The organism is Kribbella sp. NPDC002412 (genome assembly GCF_053592935.1).
In genome coordinates this window covers 76,419-99,655 of sequence record NZ_JBSFBL010000012.1, presented here as the reverse complement: position 1 = coordinate 99,655, position 23,237 = coordinate 76,419, and the positions used below count along the sequence as shown (strand labels likewise).

Below are 23,237 nucleotides of genomic sequence, written 5' to 3'. Positions count from 1 at the left end.
CGTCCTCAGGACGGCAGCGCGCGTTTGTGGTAGTCGGCGAGGTCGCGGATCTCCACAGTGACCTGAATGTTCAGGTCGGCCGGCGCCTTGACGTGGTCGCACAGGATTTCGAGAGCCAGCTCCCCAGCCGGGTCTTCAGATCGTCGTCCCGGACTCCGCGTACTCAACGGTGGTCTGCGGCATGGCTCCCATTATCGAGACCGGCCCGTGGTCGCTCGTCGCCGTCCCAGTCCGTGTTGAAGCCACCCAGGTGCGGGTGGTACATGTCGGCTCCGTCGTGCTGGGTGAACTCGACCTTCACCCACAAGGCGTCGAGCTCGAAGGTCTGCGCGCAGGCGTCGATCAGCGCCTGCGCCAGCCGCGCCCTGGTCTCCGCGGGACGGCCCTTCCGGATGTCGCACATGATCAGCGCCGACGGCGTCGGCGGACCGGACTCGTGACAGCGCCACACCCCGCCGCTGCCGAGGTCGTGGACGGAGACCGTGAGCAGATCCCTGCCGACCTGCATGATCTCCCCGTAGATGTGGCCGAGGCGTTCCGCGAACGCTCGCTTGGTGACCTCGCCGGCAGTCACCGGCAGGTCGACCTGAATCGATGGCATGACAGTCCCTCCTTCGCCCCGGCTACGCGGCCAGGGCGGTCTCGAGCGTCCGGGCCGCGGCGAAGAGCAGTCCTTCGTCGCCCGGCGCAGTGATGAGTTGTACGGCGACCGGCAGCCCGTCCAGCCGTCCCGCGGGAACGCTGATCGCCGGCGAACCCGTCAGGTTCCACGGGCTCGTCAGGGACAGCAGTGCCGAGCGCACCTCGAGGTCCGCGCCGGAAACCGAGACGCTGCGCTCGCCCACCCGTGGCGCCACGACCGGCACCGTCGGCAAGGCGACTACGTCGTACGCCGACAGCAGCTCGTCGACCATGGTCCGGAACTCCTGGCGAGCGGCGTCGGCCTTGGCGTAGCGCTCCGCGGGGATCTCGCGGCCCACGTCGAGCCGGGCCAGGACCTCGGGGTCGATCAGCCGGCGGTCCGCGGCGAGATGGTGCTCGTGCACGCGGAACGCCTCCTTGCCTTGCAGGGTGGAGAAGATCTCGAACAGCGTCTCCGGTCGTTCCCACTGGGGGAATCCACGGACGAGGCCGACGTCGGCGCCGGTCCGGTGGACGAGTTGCCGGGTCAGCTCCTCGATCCTTGGATCAGTCCTGGCGATCGAGTGCGGACGAATCCATCCGACCGTGAAACGGCTCGACCAAGGCGTCACCGACCGGTCGCTAAGGGCTTGGTAACCGGTCAGGGCGTCCTCGGCGGTGGTCGCGAACAGACCGACGTGGTCCAAGCTCGGAGCCAGCGGATACACGCCGGCGCTCGAGATGGCGTCGTACGCCGGTTTGAAGCCGACGACACCACAGAGCGCGGCGGGCACCCGGATCGAGCCGGCGGTGTCGGTGCCCAGCGCGAGCGGCACCATCCCGGCCGCCACCGCGACCGCGCTGCCGCCGCTGCTGCCGCCGGACATCCGGCTGGGGTCGACCGGGTTGCGGGAAGCGCCGTGGACGGAGCGGTCACCGGTGGCGCCGTACGCGAACTCGTGCAGCGTCGTCTTCCCGACGATCACCGCTCCGGCGGCGCGCAACCGCCGTACCACCTCGGCGTCCTCCACCGGAGTGGACCCGAAGGACGTGGCCGATCCACAACTGGTGGGCAGACCGGCCATGTCGACGAGGTCCTTCACTGCCACGGGCACGCCGTGCAGCGGACCGAGATCGATGCCTTCGGCCCGTTGTTTGTCGGCCGCCTCGGCCGCGGCGCGGGCTCCTTCGTCATCCACGAGAGCGAAGGCGTTCAGGGTGGGGTTCAGCTCGTGGATGTGGCGCAACGTCTTCTCGGTGACCTCGCGGGCGGAGGTCTCCCGGATCGCTCGCGCGAGCTCTGCGAGGTTCATGAGGCGAATCCGGGGGCGAGACCGAGCACAGGCACGATCAGCGCCGTACACACGCTCATCGAGACCACGTTGCCGATGAAGGGATGGAAGCCCACCGGCATCCGAGCCCCGATCGCTGCGGCCACCGGCGGGGCGATCAGCGCTCCGGCCAGCGCGCCGACCACGACCGACTGAAGGGTTCCGCCGAAGGCCAGCACGACTGCCGGCGCGACGGAGACGACCGGCACGAACGTCGGGTAGAAGCCATGCGCCTGCCAGCGTTTGCGCCAGACGGCCACACCGACGACAGCGGTCAGAGCCTGGCCAGCGAGCACCGCGAGGAACAGGCCCGATCCGTAGGCGGTGCTGGATGGAGCGACCAGGTGCGTCACGACGGCGCCGGCGATCAGCGCCGCGCTCGCCCACTCGTTGCCGAAGAACTGCGCCTCGGAGAAGTCGGCCAGCGCACGGCGTGGCAACCACAGCAGGACAGGTCCACGGCGGGGCTCGTCCTCGGCCTGCGTTCGCCAAGCGCCCGGGGCCGGCATCCACCTCAGCCGGCCACAGAGCCAGAACGCCACGACGGCACCGGCCGCCATGCCTGCGGTGGCACCGACAACCGGCGGAAAGGCCAGCGGGACGCAGACGTATTCGACGGCCAGGATCGCGATCGGCGGCGTGAGCAACGCGCCCAGTACGGCGGCCGTCAGGCCGACTCTCCACCCAGGTCCGAAGAGGACCACGATCGCCGGCGCGACGGACACCAGCGGCACGAACAACGGCTGCCAACTGCCAGGCTCCAGCGTCCAGCCCCAGGCGAGGTTGCCGAGGAGCAGGCTGACCAGCCCACTCCCGGCGGCCCACGGCCACAGTCCCGTGCCACAGGCCTGGACGAACCCCTGCCATCGCCAGGATCTCCGGTGGGCGACATGACCGGCGAGGCCGCCGGCTAGCAGCAACGCCCCAGCCGGAGCCACCGCGTAGAACTGCGGCTCGCTGATGGATCCGGTCAGCCAGGAGACGAGCCGCCCCAGGTCGGTGTAGTCACCGTTCCACGGCTGCCAGATCCCGTCGACGCGCGTGAACGTCCAGCCGGCGAGGACCAGGAGGGAGACGCCGGCCAGCCCAGCACACCAGGCGGCGATTCTCCGCGGGCCGGCGACTCCCGCCGTACTGCGGACTGTCGTCATCACGTCACCTCGGCAGCGGGGCGCGGTCGCGGTAACCGAGCATCTGGTCGTACAGGTCGGTACGACGGTCCCGGTGCAGGTCGTTGAGCTGGTTCCAGATCGGGGCCGTGCGCGCGGCGGTCAGATCGATGTCGGCGTAGATGACGGTGTCCTCGTCCGGGCCCGCGATCCGGTCGATCGGCCAGCCGTTCGTCCCGGCGATCAGCGAGTTGCCCATGAAGCCCGCGCCCCGCTCCTGGCCGGTCCGGTCCGCGGTGGCGATGAAGACATTGTTGGCGTGGGCCGCCGTGATGGTCAGGTACGCCGCCATGCACACACCGCTCGCGTCGTACAGCGGTGGTGGTGTCCAGACCCAGCCGGTGGGCACGCAGATGATGTCCGCGCCCATCTGCGCCACGATCCGCGCCGTCTCGGGGAACCAGATGTCCCAGCAGACCAGCAGCCCGATCCGGCCGATCTTGGTGTCGAACACCGAGAACCCCTCGTCGCCGGGGGTGAACCAGAGCTTCTCGGTGTTCCACAGGTGCGTCTTGCGGTACCGGCCGATGTAGCCCTCCGGGCCGACCAGTACGGCGGTGTCGTACAGCTTCATCCCTGATCGCTCCGGCAGGCAGCCGACGATGTACACGTTCCGCGCGGCGGCGATCCGGGCGAACGACTCGACGGTCGGTCCGTCCGGAACCGCTTCGGCGTGCGCGAAGGCCTCCTCCCGGCTCTCGAAGACGTAGCCGGTGGTGGCGAGCTCGGGCAGCACGATCAGGCCGGCGCCGGCGTCGGCCGCCGCGGTCAGCCGCTGCTCCACCGCCAGCGCGTTCGCCTTGAGGTTCTCGACCCCGACCCGCGGCTCGAACTGCACGACGGCGACCCGCACCGGGCTCACCCTCGGATCCGCACTCTCCCGCGCCTGTGTGGTCATGACGTGGCCTCCTTCGTCGAAATCTGGTTTCAAGTTGAAACCAACTTGACCGGGAGCGTAGGGGATCCGGTTTATACTTGCAACCACTTGGCGACGGAAATCTGCGGCGGACGGCCGCAGCACTCGAAGGGGACACGGATGCCGCAGCGGGTCACGCACGAGGACGCGGAGTGCCCGGTCGCGCGGGCCGTCGACGTGATCGGGGACCGCTGGTCACTGCTGATCGTTCGGGACGCGTTCGACGGCATCAGCCGGTTCGGCGAGTTCCAGCGCAACCTCGGCCTGGCGAAGAACATCCTGTCGTCGCGGCTGCGGGAGCTCGTCGCCCACGGCATCCTCGAGGTGGTCCCAGCCGCCGACGGGACGGCGTACCACGAGTACGCGCTGACCGAGAAGGGCCGGGACCTCTTCGTCATCCTGGTCAGCCTGCGCCAGTGGGGCGAGGACCACCTCTTCGAGGACACCGAGGCCCACTCGGTCCTCCTCGACGCGAAGAACGGCAAACCCCTCCGCAAACTCGAGGTCAAGGACGCCACCGGCCGCCCCGTCACCCCCACCCAAACCTACGTCCGCAAAGTCCCCACCTGAGCCGCCCCGTCAGCCCTCGTCGATCGCCGTCGCCTGGAACCACGCCGGACACCCCACTCAACGGATACCGAGAGCCACCTGGTGAGCACGGTGTGAATTGAGTGGGGGCCGGGGGCAAGTTTCCGCAACTTCCTCGGGCTGTTCGGCATCTTGCGGGGTGTAGGGGTTTCCACCGCCGGCTGGGGGGCTGCGGGTTAGTGGTGGGGGGAAGGACATGGTCAGGTGGGTCTTGGTGGCTGGGCTGCTGGTGGCGGGGGTCGCCGGCGGGAACGGCGGGGTGGCGACGGCGGGGCCGTCTGCGGAGAGTCCGGGGATCGCGATCGCGGAGGATCTGCCGGAGCCGGAGGGGGCGCAGTTTTTGCCAGGGGCAACTAATGTGGTGCCGGCGACCGAGACCCCGGCGGCGGATGTCAGGACCAAGAGCCAGGCGGAGCTGATGGCGGAGGCCGCGGCGGCCGGGACGTACACGTGCCCGGGGTTCAGCACCGTCGACGACGCGACGCCGTTGTCGTACGTGATGAACGACTACTACGCCTGGGGCGGGTTCAAGGCCGTCAGGGTCGGGAACGGCAGCGGCAACATCAACTGGAAGCTCAACCCGTACGGCAATCCCAGCTGGTACATGTGGTTCCACTCGCTGCGCTGGCTGGGGCAGGGCATCATCGCGGCCGGCAAGGGTGACGCGAACGCGATCGCGCACGTCACCACGATCGTCAGCGACTGGGTGCTCGACAACCCGTACTCCTGGAAGGCGAACGTCGGCGCCTGGGAGTCGACGATGCACCGCACCAACGTGATCATCTGCACCCGGCAGGCCGTGCTGTCCGGGCTCAAGGTCACCACGCTTCCGCCGCGCTACCTGTGGCTGAACACCGCGTTGATCAACCACGCGCGGTTCCTGATCAACTACTGGAGCGGCGCCTGGAACCACGGCACCGACGAGAGCATCGCCCTGTTCGGCGTCGGCTGCACACTCAACCGCTCCGACTACAAGACGCTCGCCCAGCAACGCCTCGCGGCCGGCATCACGACCGCGATCGACTCCCAAGGCTCGACCAACGAGCAGTCGACGGCGTACGCGCAGTTCAACTACGCCCTCTGGGGCCGAGCAGTCACCGTCATGCAAGCCTGCGGCGCCGACCCCGGTACGACGATCACCGCGCGACGGGCCCTGATGGCGCGCTGGCTCGCCCTGGCCACCAACTCCATGGGCAATCTCCACCAGATCGGCGACTCCGAGGTCGTGCGTACGGCGCCCGTCGCCGGCACACCACTCGAGTACGCCGGAAGCCTCGGCGCGACCGGGACCGCACCGGCCCAACGCGTCGGCCTGTACTCCGCCGGCTACGTCTTCGGCCGCTCCGGCTGGGGAACGCGGACGACGTTTGCGGCCCAAGCGACGTACAGCATCAGGTACGGACCATCGCGCAAGCTGCACGGGCACAGCGACCACATGTCGATGACGTACGCCGCTCGCGGCCGCGACATCGTGATCGACGGCGGCCATGCCGGTTACCAGAACGACGTCTGGCGGACGTGGGCGAAGAGCCCGTTCGCGCACAGCTCGATGACGACGCCGCGGGCGGCTGATCGACTGCCCGCCACCAAGCTGACACGGTACGCGCTCAAGTCGACCTCGGACTTCTACGAGTTCTCCGACGTGCCCGGGACCGGGATCAGCCGCGTTCGCGCCGTACTCGTGGTCCGGAGTCCCGACCTGGTCGTCACGCTCGACCGCGCGTCGTCCACGACCGCGCAGCAGTTCCAGACCTTGTGGCATCTGCCGTCGGATCAGAGGGCGACCGTGTACTCGCGGACCACGGCACTCGCGGCGCGGGCCGGCGACGACACCCGGACGATCCTGTTCCAGGTGCCCTACCGGCAGGCGTTGCCGCGCGGCGCGATCCTGCTCAAGCAGGCGCAGACCAACCCGATCCAGGGCTGGCACTACCCGAAGATCACCATCCGGCGGTCGGCGCCCACGCTGATGTTCGCGCGGGCCGGGACGTCGGCGTCGATCCTGTCGTTCATCGCGCCGGTCCGGGCGACGGGGTCGGTGACGTACCGCGCCCGCTGGTCCGGTACGACGTACGTCGTCGACCTGAACGTGGCCGGCGTCCGGACATCGATCGGGATCACCGCCGGGGGCTCACTGGTCCGGATTGCCTGAGATGCAACCGATGGAACCGTTCACCGCGTCGGGACAAGTAGAGGGGTAGGGCGAGATTCTGGGGGTGTGGGGCCGTTGAGGCATCGGCGCAGCAGCTTCCGCGAGCACGTCGGGGGTCCATTGGTTGCCATGACGGTGACGATGGTCGTGCTGACGTTGGTGGGTGGTGTGCTGGTGCTTCTCGAGCCCACCCGGCCGAGCGCGACGGTGCCGGTCAGCAGCGCCCCCGGGACCGGGGCGCGATCGGTGGATCGGGGGCCGTTCGGCTCCGGCCGGCTGGGCCCGTGGCAGGACCTGGTCAACCACATCTCGTCCGACGACGAGATCCGGGACACGCTGATGTTCAACGGGGTGTTCATGTTCGGCGACAGCATCGCCGTACAGGACGGGCCGGCCCTGGAGAAGTCGCTGGCGAACCGGACCGGTGACGCCATCGCCGTCCACGACTGGTCGGGGCAGCCGGCCGCGGCCGCCGTCGACGCGCTGGCGGACTGGGAACGGCGGTTCGGCCTGCCGAGCCGGATCGTGATGGCGGTGGGGTCGAACGACATCTTCGACCCGCCCGCGTTCGCCGAGCAGGTGGAGCGGGCGATGCACATCGCCGGTCCTTCACGGACCGTGTACTGGGTGAACGCGCACGTCAGCCGGGTCCGTGAGCCCGCCGCGGTCCGGTCGGCCGACCTGGCCAACAGTGCGTGGGTCAACCAGCAGTTGGAGCAGGCCGCCGTACGTCACCCGAACCTGCGGATCGTGCGATGGAGCGAGTTCCTCGCGGCGCAACCGGGTGGCGCGGCGAAGTATCTGCGGGACGGCGTCCACACCTCGCAGTTCGGTCAGCAGGCGCGCAATGAACTGATCGTCGACGCCCTCGCAGGGACCCAGTGACGATGGCAACCTCCGCGCCGCCTCCCGCGTTATCAGGGTGTGCCTCGAATCGCTGCGCGCACCGCGACCTCCGCGGTCCTCACCGCGGTGCTGGTCGCCGCCTTGCTCACCTTCATCCACCTTGAGGCGCCGACCGCTCACGCGAAGAGCGCCGTACCGGCGACAAGCACGGGCCGTTATGGATCGGGCACGCTCGGTCCGTGGCAGGCGCACGCGAAGGTGATCTCGAGTGCCGCGCAGATCCGGCAGGTGGTCGCGACGGACGGGGTGGTCCTGTTCGGCGACAGCATCGCCGTACAGGACGGGGGTGCGCTCGGGCGCCTGCTTGCGCAACGGGCCGATACGACGTTCGCGGAGCACAGCTGGTCCGGTGAGCCGGCGTCGGCGGCGGTCGACGCGCTCGCGATCTGGAAGCAGCAGTTCGGGCTTCCGCATCGGATCGTGATGGCGGTCGGGTCGAACGACATCTTCGATCCGCCGGCCTTTGCCGCGCAGGTCGATCGCGCGCTGCAGATCGCAGGGCCGTCGCGGACGGTGTACTGGGTCAACGTGCAGGTACGGCGGACGGACAAGCCGCCGGCGATCCAGGTCGCGGACCAGCGGAACAGTGAGTGGATCGATCGGCAGCTGGAGCAGGCCGCCGTACGGCACTCGAACCTGCGCATCGTGCATTGGGCCGAGTACCTGGCTGCCCGTCCGGACCGGCTGCGAACGGACCTGCGCGACGGGCGTCACACGACGGTGCCGGACGGTCAGAACGCGCGGAACGCCCTGATTCTGCAGGCGATTCTGGACCACTGAGCTTGCCCGCAAGGGCAACTCGGGAACCGGAGTAGGGGGTCCGGACAACTTTTAGGGTGTGTCCGGACATCAAAGCAGACAGAGGGATTCACTTCGAGTCGGGGGGAACCGATGACAGCGACCATGAAGCTGGAGTGACAGCCGTGCGACGGCTGGGCCGCGGCGCCGATTTCGGTGCCGGACGCAACTTAACGGCGGTCCCGCAACGTCTGTAGAGCAAGACCCTGGCCCGGAGCCACCGCCGGCTCGGGCATCGCGACGACAACCACTTGACCTGCTCCTGGGACACCTCCGGCCCAAATTCAGGTCTAGGCCAGAACATAGGCAGGCCCTGGGGGCTGCAGTGAGGAATCAACCATGCCCGCGCACCGACACCGCAAGGCCGGCACGACCCTACGGCTCAGCCTCGCCCTGCTGCTGAGCGCGGTCGTCGTGGTGACGTTGCTGGTGATTCCCTGGGGTGGCTCGACCCCCGAGGCTGCACCGGATCCGACGGTTGCCCGCACTCCGGAACCGCCGACGCCGACCGTCACGCAGCAGGCGAGGCGGAACGTGTACACGTGCCCGGCGTACTCCGGCATCGACCGCGGGAACCCGCTCACCGCCCTCTACAACGACACGTTCGCCTGGGGCACGTCGGCGCCGTACAAGGTCGGCAACGGCAAGGGCGACATCGACTGGAGCCTGAACCCGTACCAGAACCCGAGCTGGTACATGTGGTTCCACTCGCTGCGCTGGCTCGGCCAGGGAATCGCCGCCGGCGGCAAGGGCGACAAGCAGGCGCTCGCCCGGGTGAGCACGATCGTCCGCGACTGGGTGAAGGACAACCCGTACTCGTGGAAGCCGAACATCGGCGCCTACGAGTCGACCATGCACCGCACGAACGTGCTGATCTGCTTGCGCCAGGCAACGTTGACCGGGCTCAAGGTGGCGAAGCTGCCGCTGTCGTACGCCTGGCTCGACAAGGCCCTGCAGGAGCACGCGTGGTTCCTGCAGAAGAACTACAGCGGCGACTGGAACCACGGCACTGACGAGAGCCTCGCGCTGTTCGGCATCGGCTGCACGCTGAACCGGCCCGACCTCAAGAAGATCGCGGCCGACCGGCTGACCAGCGCGATCAAGACCTCGATCGACACGCAGGGGTCGACCAACGAGCAGTCGACGGCGTACGCGCAGTTCAACTACTCGCTCTGGGGCCGGGCGATCGACGTCCTGCAGAAGTGCGGCGTCGACCCGGGTACGACGATCAAGGCGCGCCGGCGTGAGCTCGCCAAGTGGCTCGCGCTCGCCACGAACTCGCTCGGCAACCTGCACCAGATCGGCGACTCCGAGGTGGTCCGCACGTCACCGGTCCCCGGCACGGTGCTCGAGTACGCCGGAACGCTCGGCAAGCAGGGGATCCGACCGACGCAGCGGGTCGGGATCTTCGACGCCGGGTACATCTTCGGCCGGACCGGCTGGGGCGAGACGAGGCCGTTCACACAGGAGTCGACGTACAGCATCCGGTTCGGTCCGTCGCGGAAGTTGCACGGGCACGAGGACCACACGTCGGTCACCTACACCTCGCACGGCCGCGACATCCTGATCGACGGCGGGCACTCCGGGTACAAGTGGGACGACTGGCGGAGCTGGGCGAAGAGCCAGTTCTCGCACAACCAGATGACGGTGTTGTCGACGGCAACTTCCCACCCGGTGACCCGGTTGACGCGGTCGTCGGTCGGAGCGACCTCGGAGTTCTACGAGCTCAAGGACGCGCTCGGCCCCGGGATCGACCGGACCCGCGGGGTGCTGGTGCTGAAGGACCCGGACCTGATGGTCGTGCTGGACCGGGGCACGTCGGCGACGGACGAGCAGTACGAGACGTTGTGGCACCTGCCGTCGGACCAGAAGGTTCAGGTCTTCGGCAATGGGTCGGCTGTGGCCACTCGGACCGGCGACAAGGTGAAGACGGTGCTGCTGCAGGTCCCGTTCCAGCAGGAGACGACCCCGATCAAGGTCGCCAACGGAGCCACCGACCCGATCCAGGGCTGGCACTACCAAACCATCGACACCCGCAAGCCGGCCCCCGTCGTCAAGTTCACCCGCTCCGGCCGCTCGGCGACGATCCTCTCGGTCATCGTCCCGGTCCGCACCAACGCCCAGGTCACCTACACCACCACCCAGTCCGGCGACCGCACCCTGATCAATCTCGTTGTCGACAAGGTCCGCACGACGGTCGCAGTCTCCCCCGACGGCACGCTCCAGCGCGTCAAGTAGTTCCGGCGATAGCTGGTGGTCGGCGTACGCGCTTTAGCTCCGGGCGCCGACTGGGCGCCAGTCGGCGGGTGGGTCCTCACCTACTCGGCCGTCCACGGCTTCGCGGAGAAGGTCGGCGTGGCCGGTGTGGCGCCCGTACTCCTCGATGAGGTCGCAGACGAGGCGACGGAGGCTGGCGCGCCGGCCGTCCGGCCAGGTGATGTGCGCCGGCTGGTCGAGACCGCCGTCGGCGATCGCCGCAGCCAGGCACGCCCGGGAGCGCTGGACCGCACCATCCCATAGCGCGTACAGCTCCTCGGGCTTGTCATCGACCGCGGACGTCAACTCCCAGTCGTTGTCGTCCCGCCACCCGTTGCTCGCCCACGGCTCCCCCATCGGCTCACCCCGAAACTTCACGGTGAACAGGTAGTCCTCGTTGGCCGCCAGGTGCTTCAACAGCCCCCCGATCGTCAACGACGACTTCCCGATCCGCATGTTCAACCCCGCCGCGTCCAACCCATCGGCCTTCCACCGAAACGTCGTACGCAACCTCTCCAACGCCCCCACCAGATGCGCGACCTCCGACCCCGCCACCGGAGGCTCCCAAGGAATCTCAGCCATACCAGCACGCTAACCCCCATTCCGGACACTCCCCTTCCGGAATTCTCGGGTGCTTCTCCACAGCCTCGGCGATACTGGCAATCATGGCCGTGGAGGAAGTCGCCGGATGGGTCTGGTCCGTCAACGCCCGACGAGCCCTGGAGTGGGTGTCGGTGTGGGTCGGGTACACGTTCGAAGACTCCGACTGGCTGGCCATCGAGACTGCCTTGCCGGACACGGATGGCGACGTTCAGCCCGAGCGGTGGTACGACTACCCGATCATCGGCTCGCCACCCCTCACGGCCTTCCTCGCCGAAGACCACGGCGCCGCCGTCGTGAACATCCGCATCCGCGGGGAGCTCGACCCAGTCCTCGCCGCCCGGATCGACACCACACTCAGCATCCTCGCCGACGTCATACCCGCCCAAGGCAACTGACGCCCCGGCCAGGACGTCAGTGCTCGGGTTGTTGAGCGATCGCGAGCGCCTCGGGTGTTTGGCTTGGGTCATGCGGACCGTCTACGCCATGCATCCGGTCGTCACCAGGCTGACAACGCCGATGGGTATGCCGTGGCGATCGCACGCTGCCTCGTCCAGAGCCGCGGTGCCGGTGGGTGCCGCACGAGACGGTAGAGGAGTACGGCGACGAGGACGGTGGTAGGCGAGCGCAGGGGATGATGGTGCGATGCCTGAACGACATTCACGCCCCGTGCCCGGTGGGCGGGCCTTCTTCTTGACCGAACGGCTGTGGAAGTTGGCGGAGGGTCTTCCGGTCGAGTCCGTGCCGATCGACAGCATCCGGGAGTTCGACGAGAACTGCTGGTTCGGCGGGGACCCGGTCACCTGCCGGATGGTCGCCGTACACGCCGACCGGATCCAGAAGGCCGATCTCCGCTACCCGGTGATCCTGTCCGCGGACGGACGCCTGATGGACGGCGGCCACCGAATCGCCAAGGCGTGGCTCAACGGCGCGACCACCATCAACGCAACCCGCTTCACCGTCGACCCCGACCCCGACTACATCGAGTGGGATCCCGTCCCCCCGACGCTTGGCGTGAGACACATCTACCTCGTCACGCATCCTGAGGCGCAGCATCACGTCGACAACGTCGTCGGAGGCTGGCACGACTCAGAACTGACAGCCCGCGGCCACCTCCAGGCCGAACGCATCGCCGACGCCCTGGCAAGCAAAATCGGCCCCCAGCCCGTCGAGATCTACTCCTCCGACCTACGTCGAACCACCCAAACGGCAGAGCACATCGCCCGAAGCTTCTCCGTCGAGATCCACACTGACGCACGCCTCCGCGAACGCTCCAACGGCGAAGCCGACGGCCGCCCCCAATCCTGGCTAGCCGAGCACCGCATCCCCCTCCCCGAGTACGGCGACCGCCTAACCCACCACGACGGCCCAGCCGGCGCGGAAACCCGCCAAGCCCTAGCCGAACGCCTCTACCCAGCCCTGGCCGACATCCTCCGCCGCCCAGTCCCAACCCAGATCATCGTCTCCCACGGCTCCGCCTCGAGCTACCTGATCGCCGCCTGGCTAGGCATCCCCATACCCTCCACAGACCGAGCCTTCTTCCCCCTGACCCCCGGCAGCATCACCACCCTCCACCGCAACAAAACCCACCACAGCCACCAACTCATCTCCCTAAACGAAACCCACCACCTACAAAACCTCTGATCCCCAACACCGCTGTGCTCCAGCACGTGGCCACGCCGGTTTGGACCGGCCAGCGCTAGACGCACCGGGGCGCACACGGACGCATGGGGCAGACCCACAACCCTCGGCATGCGAAACCCCAACTCGTACGCGTCTTGGCCTAAGTTCGGCGGATTTGCCTGTCGGTCGAACCATCCGGCCGGATTGCGCCTCGGCACCTGACGCTCATGCCGGCAACACCCCCTGCGTGACCGCCACCGGCATGATGTGGCAATGACGGCGGGCAGGTCTCACGCACCGGACCCAATCTCCACGCGTCTCGGATCGTTCCTTGACGACCTCAGGAGCGAGCTTGGCGACGCTGCCTCGATCGCGGTCGAGGATCGCGATGGCCGGCGCGCCGTCGACCTCCTACCGAGGCGAGAACGCGCACTGGCCGTCTCATGGACGGACTTCTACCTCGCGGGCGATGGATCGCCTGGCGACGCGCTTCAGGTCGAGGCCGGCCATCAGGGTGGTCGGTGGGAACTCGGCCGCGACGAGGATGCCGCGCTACTCCTGATCGACCTCGTGCGGTCCGTGATCGCTGGTCGCGTGAGCGAGGTGTTCGGCCCGGCGCGGTCACGTGTCGAGGTGACTCTGTCTGACGGAACCAGGAAGGTCGAGATCGGGGCACGGGCTCCGGTGGGATGCTTGCCAATCCCGGGCTGGATGCGCCTCGGCCGGCGAGTGAACTACGCACCGTATCGGTGAGGGGGAAGCCACCTGACTTGCCCGTCCCCGGACGGCTGCCGAACCCAGGCCGGCGCAGCGCGGGGCGCGAGTAGGCTGCCGATCCAGTCGGGACGCCTCTGGCGCTCCCGATTCTCGTGTCGTGGTGGCCGGCTCTCCTCCGCGGAGAAGCGCGCGCGGAGCGGACGCGTGGGTCGACCACATGTGTCGGTTTCGAACCGACGACCTTCTCATTGCGAGGAGGAACGACGCCTCCTCTGGCCTCTAACCTGGAACCTTGGCGAATCCGCCGAGAGGCCAGCCGAACGAGACAACTGAGCCGCAGCAGCATCGATCGCGTGCGGCCCCAGCGCAGAAGCGGGATCGATCGATGCAGGACACGCGGCTCATCTTGAAACGACAGCACGCCCCGGGCGTTGGCGGCCGGGGCGTGCTGTTGGGCTGCGATCAGCTGATGGTGAGGATCTTGTTCGCGGTGAAGGCCTGCGCGTGGTCGGGATCCCCAGGGAACCAGACCCGGTATGCGATCTGGCCGCGGACCGCCGGTTTGATCCCGAAGGCGTACTTGCCGGACGCACTCAGCTTCACCGACGCGATCGACCTCCACACCTTGCTGCCGTACTGTTGCAGATAGACAGTCTGCCCCGCGTGTGCGGGAGCGACGTACCCGCTGAGCGCGGCCACCTGCCCCAGCCGGATCGCCGTAGGAGACAGCGTCGCCGAGATCGTCGGCGCGACGTTCACCGTGATGTCCGCCGTCCGCGTCCCCATCATCTCGTCGTTCCCTGGAAACGTCATCATGTACACCGACGACACGACTGGCTTCGTCGTCACCGCAACGGTGCCGGTGACGGTCGTCTTCGGCGACGCCAGCAGAGTGAACCTCGACGAGTTCTTCGGGCGTACATAGACGTTGAGCGGGAGTCCGTAGTACGCCTTGTTGTCGATGCGCAACAGGCTCCCGCGCAGCGTGACTGTCCCGCCGTAGTTGACCAGCGTCGAGGTCGCGCTGATCCCCGACTTCATCCCCACCAGCCGCTTGACGTTCGGCGCGCTGTAGTGCCCAGTACGGTCCCGGGCCCAGACGGCGTACGTATAGGTGACGCCCTGCGCGAGACCGGTGTCTTTCACGGCGGTCCCGGTGCCCGCATAGACGAGCGTGCCGGTGGTCGGCGTCGGAACGGTGCTGCCGGCGTTCCGCCGCACGATGACCTGGTCCAGGTCGGTGGTGGGATGAATCGTCCACGACAGGTTCGCGGCCAGGTAGGCGCCAGTCGCGTCGAACGGCGCCACCTGCGGCGGCGTGGTGTCTGCCGTGCGGAAGGTGCTGGTGAACGGCGCAAGCGGCGTACCGTCAGCCTCCTGCACGCCAGTGACCTGAATCCGGTACGGCGTGTTGTCGAGCAGCGTCGCGGGGGTGTCCGGGTCCGCGGGGGACGGTGGGTGGGTCGGACTGATGACGGCCTGCATGGTTGTCGCGTCGTAGGCGACGGTCGCACCGACCGCCGCACCGGTCCGACCGTTGAGCAGCCGGACTGTTGCCGAGTTGACGCTGTCGGCGACGACCGGACGAGCAAACGTCACCGTTGGCTTGACACTCACTGCCGCGTTCAACGACAGATCGGCCGGCTGGACATCCATGACTGGGTACGCCGTGCCGGTACGCGGATCCTTGAGACCCGCATTGTCAACGCTCAATGTGTATCCACGGGTGTCCCGGGATCCGTTGTCGTTGCGCACGGCAATGAGTGTGCCGGCGGTCAGCGCATCGACGTTCCACGCCACGGTCAGCCCCACCGGCTGTGGACAACCAGTGAGCGGATCGATCGGCATCGTCGGGTAGTGCCACACGTGATGCGCCAGCGGCCGCAGATTGCGGTCGTACACGTCGAGGCTCGGCGCGAAGTTCGACGAGAAGGCGCAGTCGTCGTACACCGGCCCGCTCAGCCTGACCGAGATGACGCCCGACGACGATGCATTGACCACATACCAGTCGACGTCGCCCTCCACACCGACTGTGCCGGAGACCTGCGCGGGTACCGCGGGGATACCGGTAGCCCTGGCGGGCTGGTCGTTGCCGTCTGCCGGGTTGACCGGGAAGTCCGTCGTCCACTTGCCGCCGAGGGCCTGGTATGCGTCCAGGATGCCCGCGCCGTAGTACGGGTCGATGCCGCGCGGGCCTGCGTCGCGGGCAGTCGCCTTCAACCGGGCCATCACCTGGGCCGGTGTGAACGTCGGCCACTTGTTGCGGACCAGTGCCACGACGCCCGCCACGATCGGCGACGAGAACGACGTACCCGCCAGGCCCATGTAGTACGGCTCGGAGCCCAACGGAGTCTGCGCCCGCGGCGCCGTGCTGGTGATGCCGAAGCCCGGGGCGGCGATGTCGACCGAGTCACCCCAGCTGCTGAAACTGGTCAGCGCGCCGGCCGGGTTCGTGGCACCGACCGAGAGCACCTCCGGGTACGCCGCCGGGTAGTTCGGGTCCGGCGAACCGGTGTTCCCGGCCGCGGCGACCAGGACCACACCCTTGGCGACGGCGTTCTGGATCACCTGGTGCAGGATCGGGTTGTCACCTCCGCCGCCGAGCGACATGTTGATCACCCGGACGCCGTTCTTGACCGCCCAGTTGATGCCGTTGATGACGTTGGCGTCGCTGCCCTCGCCGTTGTCGTCGAGCACCTTCACCGGCCGGACCTTGGCGTTCCAGGCCACGCCGGCGATACCGATCGAGTTGCCGGTGCCGGCCGCGATGATTCCGGTGACCGCCGTACCGTGGCCGTCCCCGTCGTTCGGGGCCAGCGCGGTGTTGAACGTGTTGTAGCCGGGCAGCAGGTGGCCGGCCAGATCCGGGTGACCGGCGTCGACACCGGTGTCCAGTACGGCGACAGTCTGCGTGCCGGCCGACTTGCTCAAGTCCCAGGCCTGGTTGACCCGAACGGTCGGCAGATACTTCTGGTAATTGGTGTAGAACAAGTCGCTCGGCGTGGCAGACCTCCGTCGGATGTAGTTGAGCGAGGCCTGCGCGACGGCCGGATCAGCCTTGACCTTCTTCAGCAACTCGGGCGCCGGCACGTCACCGGTCACGGTGACGACGTCGTCGGTGACCGACGTCTTCGGCGTGGCGTTGACCTTGGCGAGCGCCGACTTGCGGGCCGACGTGGTCGCCTTCGACTTGAACTGAACGATCACGGACTTCGCGTCGTACGCGGGTTTCGCCGACCCTCGTTCGGACCGGAAATTCGCCTTGAACGGGCGCGGCTCGGACGACACCTCGGCGGTACCGGACGAACCGGTCACCGCAACCAAGGTCGCCGCGACCATCGCCGCCGGAAGGCCCAGACGCAGCAACTGAGCAGGACGGAAAGACAACAGAACCCCCAAGGTGCTTCCACGATCAGGCGGATCCGGCGCACCCCGAGCGACACCGGCGAGTCAGGGGATGTTTCTATCGTTCAAACCCGTTGTCTGCAACTTCGTTGAACCATTGCCGGCCTCCGCAGCCCTCGGTAGGCGGCCTCTGACCGGACCCCGGTGCTATCCGTCATTTCGCACCACGAACCGCACGACGACTGACGCGTCGGGGTGTGGCCGCGCTGGCAGCAACGTGCAAGACGCTGGATCGACTGCGGACCTGTGTCTACCTGGCCGAGATGAACGATGCCCAAAGCAACCGTCACATCTGGGGCGCCGAGACCGATGGGAGGCCCTGCATGGCGGGCTGTATGTCCGGCGGCCGCCGTGGACCCCGCGTACGGGCGGATGAAGCCCGCCTGCACGGAAGGTTACCGGGCAAGCGGATCTGCTGATCACGCTGCCGTGGCCGATCGACCTGATCGGCAACCGGTCCAATCTGTTCGACACGATCAGCTGGTGGGATGACGCCGCCGTAGGTCGAACTGCAGACGGCGTACACCGACACCCTCGGCGCACCCGACTTGAGGATGCCAGATCCCAAGCCTGTTGGACGCGGAAGTTCCGTGTCAGATTGGTAAGTACAGCAGTCCGGGCCCCTTTTCGGCCGACGCGAAGCGCGTTCGACGAGGAGTATCCATGTCTACCAACACCGAAGAACGTCACGGGCCGACCGGCGGAGCTCAGCGGATGTCGCTGAGGTCGCTGCTGATCTGGGGTGCGATAGCGGTGGTCGGCGCCGTCTGCTGGGCGGTACTGGCGCTGGTCCGCGGCGAGCAGATCTCTGCGCTGTGGATCCTGTTCGCGGCGCTGGCGTCGTACTTCATCGCCTACCGGTTCTACGCCCGCTTCATCGCGTACCGAGTGCTCCGGGTCGACGACACCAGGGCGACACCGGCCGAGCGGCTCGAGAACGGAGTGGACTTCGACGTCACGGACCGGCGCGTGCTGTTCGGTCACCACTTCGCCGCGATCGCCGGAGCCGGTCCGCTCGTCGGGCCGGTGCTCGCCGCGCAGATGGGCTACCTCCCCGGCACGGCCTGGATCATCGTCGGGGTGATCCTGGCCGGCGCCGTCCAGGACCTGATGGTGATGTTCTTCTCCATGCGCCGCGACGGCAAGAGCCTGGGCCAGATGGTGCGCGAGGAGATCGGCGTCGTGGGCGGCACCGCGGCCCTCATCGCGGTGTTCGCGATCATGATCATCATTCTGGCGGTGCTGGCGCTCGTGGTTGTCAACGCGCTGGCGGAGTCGCCGTGGGGCGTCTTCTCGATCGCGCTCACCATCCCGATCGCCCTGTTCATGGGCTTCTACCTTCGCTACATCCGGCCGGGCCGAGTCATGGAGGTCACGGCGATCGGGGTCGCGCTGTTGCTCCTCGCGATCATCGGCGGTGGGTTCGTCGATGAGTGGGGGCTCGCGAGCTCATTGACGCTCTCCAAGGAGACGCTGACGCTCTGCCTGGTCCTGTACGGCTTCTTCGCCTCGATCCTCCCCGTCTGGATGCTGCTCACCCCGCGTGACTACCTGTCCACGTTCATGAAGATCGGCGTGATCGTGCTGCTCGCGGTCGGCCTGGTCCTGGCCAACCCGCTGCTCGAGAACGAGGCAGTCACCGAGTTCGGGCGCGAAGGCACCGGTCCCGTGTTCGCCGGCAAGCTGTTCCCGTTCGTGTTCATCACGATCGCCTGTGGCGCCCTGTCCGGGTTCCACTCGCTGATCGCCTCCGGCACGACTCCGAAGATGATCGCCAAGGAAAGCCACGTCCGCATGATCGGTTACGGCAGCATGCTGATGGAGTCGTTCGTCGCGATCAGCGCCCTGATCGCGGCGTCGGTGATCGACCAGGGACTGTACTTCGCCATCAACAGCCCTGCCGGTGCCACCGGCGGAACTCCCGAGGCGGCGGCGGAGTTCGTGCGCTCACTGGGCTTCACGATCAGCCCCGCCGATCTCACCAACGCGGCGCAGTCGATCGAGGAGCAGTCGCTGATCTCGCGCACCGGCGGTGCACCGACCCTGGCGTTCGGCATCTCACTGATCTTCACCGAGGCGTTCGGTGGCGGGCTTGCCGCGTTCTGGTACCACTTCGCGATCATGTTCGAGGCGCTCTTCATCCTCACCGCCGTCGACGCCGGGACCCGCGTAGGCCGGTTCATGCTGCAGGACACGATCGGGAACCTGTGGCGGAAGTACGACGACATTTCCTGGAAGCCGGCCTCCTGGTCCGCCAGTGCGATCGTCGTCGCGCTGTGGGGCTACATGCTGTACGTCGGTGTCACCGACCCCCTCGGCGGCATCAACCAGCTGTTCCCGTTGTTCGGAATCTCCAACCAGCTGCTCGCCGCCATCGCCCTCACACTCTGCGTGACGCTGCTGATCAAGCACGGCAAGGTGAAATGGGCCTGGGTTCCGGGGATAGGTCTCGCCTGGGACCTGATCGTCACCCTGACCGCGAGCTGGCAGAAGGTCTTCTCCGACAACCCGAGCATCGGGTACTTCAAGCAGCGCTCGGTGTACCAGGACTCCATCGACAACGGCGCGATTCGCGCGCCTGCGAAGGACATGGACCAGATGCAACAGATCGTCACCAACTCCACTGTCAACGGCGTGCTGCAGTTGATCTTCGCGCTGCTGGTGGTGGTCGTCGTCGTCAATGCGTTCGTCATCTGGTTCAAGGCCGTGAGGGCGGGCGGACTGCCGACGACCGAGGTGCCGCACCAGCCGTCGCGCCTCGTCGCGCCCTCCTCCTTCTTCGCGACCAAGGAGGAGAAGGAGGCCGTGCGTCGGAACGAGGAGCTCACCCGGGCGGGAGACCAGCGATGAGGTCCGCTGTCATCCGGGCGGGTCGCGGGATCCTCTGGTACCTCCGCGAGGCGACCGGCGAGGCGAAATGGCACGAGTACGCCGACCGGTGCCGGCGCGAGGGCGTCGTACCCATGTCTCGTCGGGAGTTCGAGCGTCACCGGGCCGACCACAACGAGCACAACCCACAGTCCCGCTGCTGCTGACAGCGGTACGCACGCTCGACCAGCTGCGGTCGTTCGTCGCCGAGGCCAAGGCCCGCGCCAGACCTGCTCGCGTTCCTGTCCATGGTCGACCGCCGTCCCGGCTGCACCGCGACCTGTCCAAGCAACTCCCGATGGAACACCAAGACGTCGCGGGCACCGCGATCCCGATGGCCTCGGTCGTCGAGCAGACGGGCGTACGCCGCGCCGGTGGTGGCCTGGGCCTGCACCTCCCCGGCGTCGGTCGCCTACCGCAGCCTGTGGGACGAGGCCCGGCTACATGCGAAGGTAGGCGGTCGCCGGGTGCCGACACCGTCGGGCGCGAGTCCCGCGGTCAGAATGTGGCGATCGGGTTGACCGGGCTGCCGGACGTACCGGCGAAGCGGACCGGCGCGACTGCGAGGTGGAAATCCCACTGGCCGAGCTCGGCAGCTGTCGTCGCGCACGCCTCCAGGTCGCAGTTGTCGAGCAGCCATAGCCCCATCGCGACGAGGCTCACGGCGTGAACCGGCATCAACACGTCTTCGTACCCCGACGGCTGAACGTCCTGGGGGGTGTCAGCGCCGATCAGCGCGACCTCCCGCTCATGCAGCCACGGCAGGCAGGACGCGTGCCAGCCGGCCTGCGTGAAACCGCCGGCCGCACCGGCCTCGTGCCGAACGCGGCCGTACCCGGTCCGCAGGAGTACCGCGTCGCCGGGTCGCACCCGCACACCCTGGCGACGCTCGGCATCCTCGAGATCCTCGGGAAACACACCCTCACCCGGCTCCAACCACGGCACATCGCGGACTCTCGCGATATCCAGCAGGACACCACGCGTGATGATCCCGTTCGCCGCCGCCGTGACGGCGGCCCACGCCGATCCCGTTTCGGCGTCGACCAACGAGTGCGACCGCCCGTTGTACATCTTGCCGTCCCAGAAGAGGTGGCACGGCGAGTCGACGTGGGTGATCGTGTTGCCGTGGAAGAAGATGCCGAGCCGCTCGTTCGAAAAGCCCCAGCGCCGGTCGTTGTGGAACAGCGCCGGCATGTTCTCGGCACCCGGCATGTCAGCGGCACACGGGCACGACGTCGTCGACCGCTCCATTTCTTCCGGTACGGCGACCTCCCACGCGCACGACACGCTCCTGCCGTGGCGCACGGCCCGCGCCGCCGCCAGCCGGACGTCGTCGGTGATGTGGTTCAGAGTGCCGAGCTGGTCGTCGTCGCCCCACCGTCCCCAGTTAGACAGCGTGTTGAAGTACCCGAGCACGTCGTCCTGTGTGGGCATCGGTCGCCCTGCCGTCATCCCAGCATCGACTCCTCCGGTCACGCGCTTCGCGGCACCGCGGGCAGCGTATCCCCCTGCGACATGCCAAGGCCCGCTGAACTGGCATGACACTACCTCGGTGGGCCATCAGCCTTAGTGCAGAGAAGGAGCTGGCTCTCACTCTGAACCATGCCGCACATGGCGGGCACCTTCGTGCCACGCCACCAGGAACGAGGAAACCCCAGGCGAGGGAAGTGGTCTCTGACCTGGGGGTTTGGTGGAGCCGCCTGTCGGAATCGAACCGACGACCTTCTCATTACGAGTGCCGCGACAGGCATCTACAGACGTACCTCCAGGCCCGATTCCAAACCGGACAAGGCTGCCCGTGGTTCACGAACGTCCACCCCCATCCAGCCGCTTGTTAGCAGAACTGTTAGCAGACAGGAGCGCTAGCCATGTAAGGGGAAGGTGAATCCGTCTGATCGAGCGGAAATTGCCAGCCCGCTCTGGGAGAATCGACTGTAGTCGATCAGATCCGAGGTTCGCATCATGCAGGGTTCCCGTCAGTCACCCGGTCGCTCGTCGCTGCTCGATGTGCTGCTGCCGAAGTGGGACCTGCTGCCCAAGTTCGACTTCGAGCCACTGTGCCTGCGCTCAAGCTGCTGGCCGCCTCGCTCCCGAAGCTCGACCTGGACGACATCCTGCCCAACCTCGCCTTCGAGCCACCGCTGGCCAAGCTCGACTTCCAACCCGCGCTGCCCGCCCTCGACCTGCTCGCCGCCTCGCTCCCGAAGCTCGACCTGGACGACATCCTGCCCAACCTCGAACTACTCGCCGCCTCACTCCCGAAGCTCGACTTCGACATCAAGTCGCTGGCCGATTCGATGTCTCAAGCCCTGCTGACGTTGTCAGCTCGGGTAGCACAGCAGTCGGAGAGCTCTCCTCTGGCACCTGACCAGCCGCGCGTACACGCGGTCCAACCGCTCGGACTGACTAGGTACCAGGTCGAGGCACTCATCTTCCTGATGATCTTCATCTGCATGCTGTCAGCGAGATGGACGGACATCGTTGGATCTGGCGTTCCACTCAGCGATCGGGCAGTCGCCTGTACCGACGTGATCGGAGTTGCCGGCCTTCCGAAGGCGATCACGCTGATGTTCCAAGCTCTCATCACGTTCCTACGCGACTAACCACTGCGAGGGCTGGCAGCTCTCAGTTGTTCGAGCAAGGCGAGCCCCGCGGCCTTCGCGTTGGCAAGGTCGTTAGCCGACAGGTAGCCCGAGTCATTGCTGTGTGCAATGTAGGTCGTGCCGCTCGTAATGTTCTGCGCTCTGAGCGGGAAGGCCGCCACTGAGACCCAGTCCTTCTTGTGTGCGAGTTTCGCTTCCACCCTCACAAAATACTCGCGCGGCTCCAACGCAAGCCCGGGAAAGGGACCGCCGAATTCGATGTACTTCTGCACGACTGTTCGGCCGGCGACTGAGAAGACTGCAGGAAGGTCCTCGTAGTCGTCCCCCTCCGGGCGGAGTTGCCTGCGAGTGACTCGCCATGGCAAGCCGTTGATTGCTCCTGCCTCGTTTGGAAACCTCAACCGAAGGTTCTGCACGATGATGGGCTTCGCCCCGGCATTGTGGAACGGTAGTGGCAGCCGCACCAACAGGAACTCGCTTCCGTTAACGACGTAGGCAATCGAGTGCGGTTCGACGTCCGCAATCTCCCTCGTCGAGCGTTCATCCACCAGAACGATCCGATGGTGAAGGCAAGCGCGCACACTGCAATCGTCCAACTCATGTTTCCGCCTATCCCCTTGCTCGCTAGATCGCAGACCGAGGACGATCCGTTACGTACCTTGCCTCCGTAGCCCACACCTGCCC

20 protein-coding genes are annotated in these 23,237 nt (G+C 67.4%); 11 read left to right on the top strand and 9 right to left on the bottom strand.

The genetic code is table 11. The features are described from left to right. Positions 1–5 precede the first annotated feature (5 nt). The 5 genes from ACWCOV_RS12670 to ACWCOV_RS12650 are packed head-to-tail and all read right to left on the bottom strand — an operon-like array spanning position 6 to position 4,019. Complete coding sequence (locus ACWCOV_RS12670; RefSeq protein ID WP_449829382.1) at positions 6–167, bottom strand: hypothetical protein; 162 nt, start codon at positions 165–167, stop codon at positions 6–8. Then, positions 164–601: a hypothetical protein gene (locus ACWCOV_RS12665; RefSeq protein ID WP_449829381.1), complete on the bottom strand. Its 438-nt coding sequence runs from the start codon at positions 599–601 to the stop codon at positions 164–166. The genes ACWCOV_RS12670 and ACWCOV_RS12665 overlap by 4 nt, the downstream gene beginning before the upstream one ends. A 22-nt stretch (positions 602–623) precedes the next feature. After that, positions 624–1,934 carry an amidase gene (locus ACWCOV_RS12660; protein WP_449829380.1) on the bottom strand — a complete coding sequence of 437 codons (1,311 nt, stop codon included), beginning with the start codon at positions 1,932–1,934 and terminating at the stop codon, positions 624–626. Then, positions 1,931–3,103, bottom strand: a complete 1,173-nt coding sequence (locus tag ACWCOV_RS12655) for a hypothetical protein (protein WP_449829379.1) — start codon at positions 3,101–3,103, stop codon at positions 1,931–1,933. The genes ACWCOV_RS12660 and ACWCOV_RS12655 overlap by 4 nt, the downstream gene beginning before the upstream one ends. Before the next feature lie 4 nt (positions 3,104–3,107). Further along, the gene (locus ACWCOV_RS12650) at positions 3,108–4,019 is read right to left on the bottom strand and encodes a nitrilase family protein (protein ID WP_449829378.1); all 912 of its coding nucleotides are present in this window, start codon (positions 4,017–4,019) and stop codon (positions 3,108–3,110) included. Between the two features lie 138 nt (positions 4,020–4,157). Between ACWCOV_RS12650 and ACWCOV_RS12645 the strand changes: the two genes are divergently transcribed. The 5 genes from ACWCOV_RS12645 (at position 4,158) to ACWCOV_RS12625 (ending at position 10,719) form a co-directional block, all read left to right on the top strand. Continuing rightward, the gene (locus tag ACWCOV_RS12645; protein WP_449829377.1) at positions 4,158–4,607 is read left to right on the top strand and encodes a winged helix-turn-helix transcriptional regulator; all 450 of its coding nucleotides are present in this window, start codon (positions 4,158–4,160) and stop codon (positions 4,605–4,607) included. A 232-nt stretch (positions 4,608–4,839) separates the two neighbouring features. Beyond that, entirely contained in the window at positions 4,840–6,777 is a 1,938-nt protein-coding gene (locus ACWCOV_RS12640; RefSeq protein WP_449829376.1) for a heparinase II/III domain-containing protein, read from the top strand. Positions 6,778–6,906: 129 nt separating this feature from the next. Further along, entirely contained in the window at positions 6,907–7,662 is a 756-nt protein-coding gene (locus ACWCOV_RS12635; protein ID WP_449829375.1) for a hypothetical protein, read from the top strand. Between the two features lie 39 nt (positions 7,663–7,701). Then, a complete protein-coding gene (locus ACWCOV_RS12630) occupies positions 7,702–8,463 on the top strand; it encodes a hypothetical protein (RefSeq protein WP_449829374.1) in 762 nt (253 codons plus the stop codon). Positions 8,464–8,820: 357 nt separating this feature from the next. Next, positions 8,821–10,719, top strand: a complete 1,899-nt coding sequence (locus tag ACWCOV_RS12625) for a heparinase II/III domain-containing protein (RefSeq protein WP_449829373.1) — start codon at positions 8,821–8,823, stop codon at positions 10,717–10,719. Between the two features lie 33 nt (positions 10,720–10,752). Here the strand turns inward: ACWCOV_RS12625 and ACWCOV_RS12620 are convergent, their stop codons facing one another. Continuing rightward, the gene (locus ACWCOV_RS12620; protein WP_449829372.1) at positions 10,753–11,319 is read right to left on the bottom strand and encodes a mycothiol transferase; all 567 of its coding nucleotides are present in this window, start codon (positions 11,317–11,319) and stop codon (positions 10,753–10,755) included. Positions 11,320–11,402: 83 nt separating this feature from the next. Between ACWCOV_RS12620 and ACWCOV_RS12615 the strand changes: the two genes are divergently transcribed. The 3 genes from ACWCOV_RS12615 (at position 11,403) to ACWCOV_RS12605 (ending at position 13,713) form a co-directional block, all read left to right on the top strand. Next, entirely contained in the window at positions 11,403–11,735 is a 333-nt protein-coding gene (locus tag ACWCOV_RS12615; RefSeq protein WP_449829371.1) for a hypothetical protein, read from the top strand. Between the two features lie 247 nt (positions 11,736–11,982). Next, on the top strand, positions 11,983–12,981 hold the full coding sequence (locus ACWCOV_RS12610) for a histidine phosphatase family protein (RefSeq protein WP_449829370.1): 999 nt from the start codon (positions 11,983–11,985) through the stop codon (positions 12,979–12,981). A 252-nt stretch (positions 12,982–13,233) separates the two neighbouring features. After that, on the top strand, positions 13,234–13,713 hold the full coding sequence (locus tag ACWCOV_RS12605) for a hypothetical protein (protein WP_449829369.1): 480 nt from the start codon (positions 13,234–13,236) through the stop codon (positions 13,711–13,713). Between the two features lie 426 nt (positions 13,714–14,139). Here the strand turns inward: ACWCOV_RS12605 and ACWCOV_RS12600 are convergent, their stop codons facing one another. Then, entirely contained in the window at positions 14,140–17,043 is a 2,904-nt protein-coding gene (locus tag ACWCOV_RS12600; protein ID WP_449829368.1) for a S8 family serine peptidase, read from the bottom strand. Positions 17,044–17,796: 753 nt separating this feature from the next. Between ACWCOV_RS12600 and ACWCOV_RS12595 the strand changes: the two genes are divergently transcribed. Next, complete coding sequence (locus ACWCOV_RS12595) at positions 17,797–19,932, top strand: carbon starvation CstA family protein (RefSeq protein ID WP_449829442.1); 2,136 nt, start codon at positions 17,797–17,799, stop codon at positions 19,930–19,932. Continuing rightward, positions 19,929–20,117: a YbdD/YjiX family protein gene (locus tag ACWCOV_RS12590; protein ID WP_449829367.1), complete on the top strand. Its 189-nt coding sequence runs from the start codon at positions 19,929–19,931 to the stop codon at positions 20,115–20,117. The genes ACWCOV_RS12595 and ACWCOV_RS12590 overlap by 4 nt, the downstream gene beginning before the upstream one ends. A 331-nt stretch (positions 20,118–20,448) precedes the next feature. On the opposite strand, the gene ACWCOV_RS12585 is transcribed toward ACWCOV_RS12590, so the two are convergent. Next, positions 20,449–21,402, bottom strand: a complete 954-nt coding sequence (locus tag ACWCOV_RS12585; protein WP_449829366.1) for a cyclase family protein — start codon at positions 21,400–21,402, stop codon at positions 20,449–20,451. A 605-nt stretch (positions 21,403–22,007) separates the two neighbouring features. On the opposite strand from ACWCOV_RS12585, the gene ACWCOV_RS12580 reads away from it, so the two are divergent. Further along, the gene (locus ACWCOV_RS12580) at positions 22,008–22,553 is read left to right on the top strand and encodes a hypothetical protein (protein ID WP_449829365.1); all 546 of its coding nucleotides are present in this window, start codon (positions 22,008–22,010) and stop codon (positions 22,551–22,553) included. Here ACWCOV_RS12580 and ACWCOV_RS12575 read toward each other — a convergent pair. Next, positions 22,550–23,101: a hypothetical protein gene (locus tag ACWCOV_RS12575; protein ID WP_449829364.1), complete on the bottom strand. Its 552-nt coding sequence runs from the start codon at positions 23,099–23,101 to the stop codon at positions 22,550–22,552. The genes ACWCOV_RS12580 and ACWCOV_RS12575 overlap by 4 nt on opposite strands. Positions 23,102–23,237: the final 136 nt, after the last annotated feature.

What these genes read in the sequence shown, in the direction of transcription:
- ACWCOV_RS12665 (WP_449829381.1), bottom strand. Translation starts at nt 601, where the DNA reads ATGCCATCGATTCAGGTCGACCTGCCGGTGACTGCCGGCGAGGTCACC.
- ACWCOV_RS12660 (WP_449829380.1), bottom strand. Translation starts at nt 1,934, where the DNA reads ATGAACCTCGCAGAGCTCGCGCGAGCGATCCGGGAGACCTCCGCCCGC.
- ACWCOV_RS12655 (WP_449829379.1), bottom strand. Translation starts at nt 3,103, where the DNA reads ATGACGACAGTCCGCAGTACGGCGGGAGTCGCCGGCCCGCGGAGAATC.
- ACWCOV_RS12650 (WP_449829378.1), bottom strand. Translation starts at nt 4,019, where the DNA reads ATGACCACACAGGCGCGGGAGAGTGCGGATCCGAGGGTGAGCCCGGTG.
- ACWCOV_RS12645 (WP_449829377.1), top strand. Translation starts at nt 4,158, where the DNA reads ATGCCGCAGCGGGTCACGCACGAGGACGCGGAGTGCCCGGTCGCGCGG.
- ACWCOV_RS12635 (WP_449829375.1), top strand. Translation starts at nt 6,907, where the DNA reads ATGACGGTGACGATGGTCGTGCTGACGTTGGTGGGTGGTGTGCTGGTG.
- ACWCOV_RS12625 (WP_449829373.1), top strand. Translation starts at nt 8,821, where the DNA reads ATGCCCGCGCACCGACACCGCAAGGCCGGCACGACCCTACGGCTCAGC.
- ACWCOV_RS12620 (WP_449829372.1), bottom strand. Translation starts at nt 11,319, where the DNA reads ATGGCTGAGATTCCTTGGGAGCCTCCGGTGGCGGGGTCGGAGGTCGCG.
- ACWCOV_RS12615 (WP_449829371.1), top strand. Translation starts at nt 11,403, where the DNA reads ATGGCCGTGGAGGAAGTCGCCGGATGGGTCTGGTCCGTCAACGCCCGA.
- ACWCOV_RS12610 (WP_449829370.1), top strand. Translation starts at nt 11,983, where the DNA reads ATGCCTGAACGACATTCACGCCCCGTGCCCGGTGGGCGGGCCTTCTTC.
- ACWCOV_RS12605 (WP_449829369.1), top strand. Translation starts at nt 13,234, where the DNA reads ATGACGGCGGGCAGGTCTCACGCACCGGACCCAATCTCCACGCGTCTC.
- ACWCOV_RS12595 (WP_449829442.1), top strand. Translation starts at nt 17,797, where the DNA reads ATGTCGCTGAGGTCGCTGCTGATCTGGGGTGCGATAGCGGTGGTCGGC.
- ACWCOV_RS12590 (WP_449829367.1), top strand. Translation starts at nt 19,929, where the DNA reads ATGAGGTCCGCTGTCATCCGGGCGGGTCGCGGGATCCTCTGGTACCTC.
- ACWCOV_RS12585 (WP_449829366.1), bottom strand. Translation starts at nt 21,402, where the DNA reads ATGACGGCAGGGCGACCGATGCCCACACAGGACGACGTGCTCGGGTAC.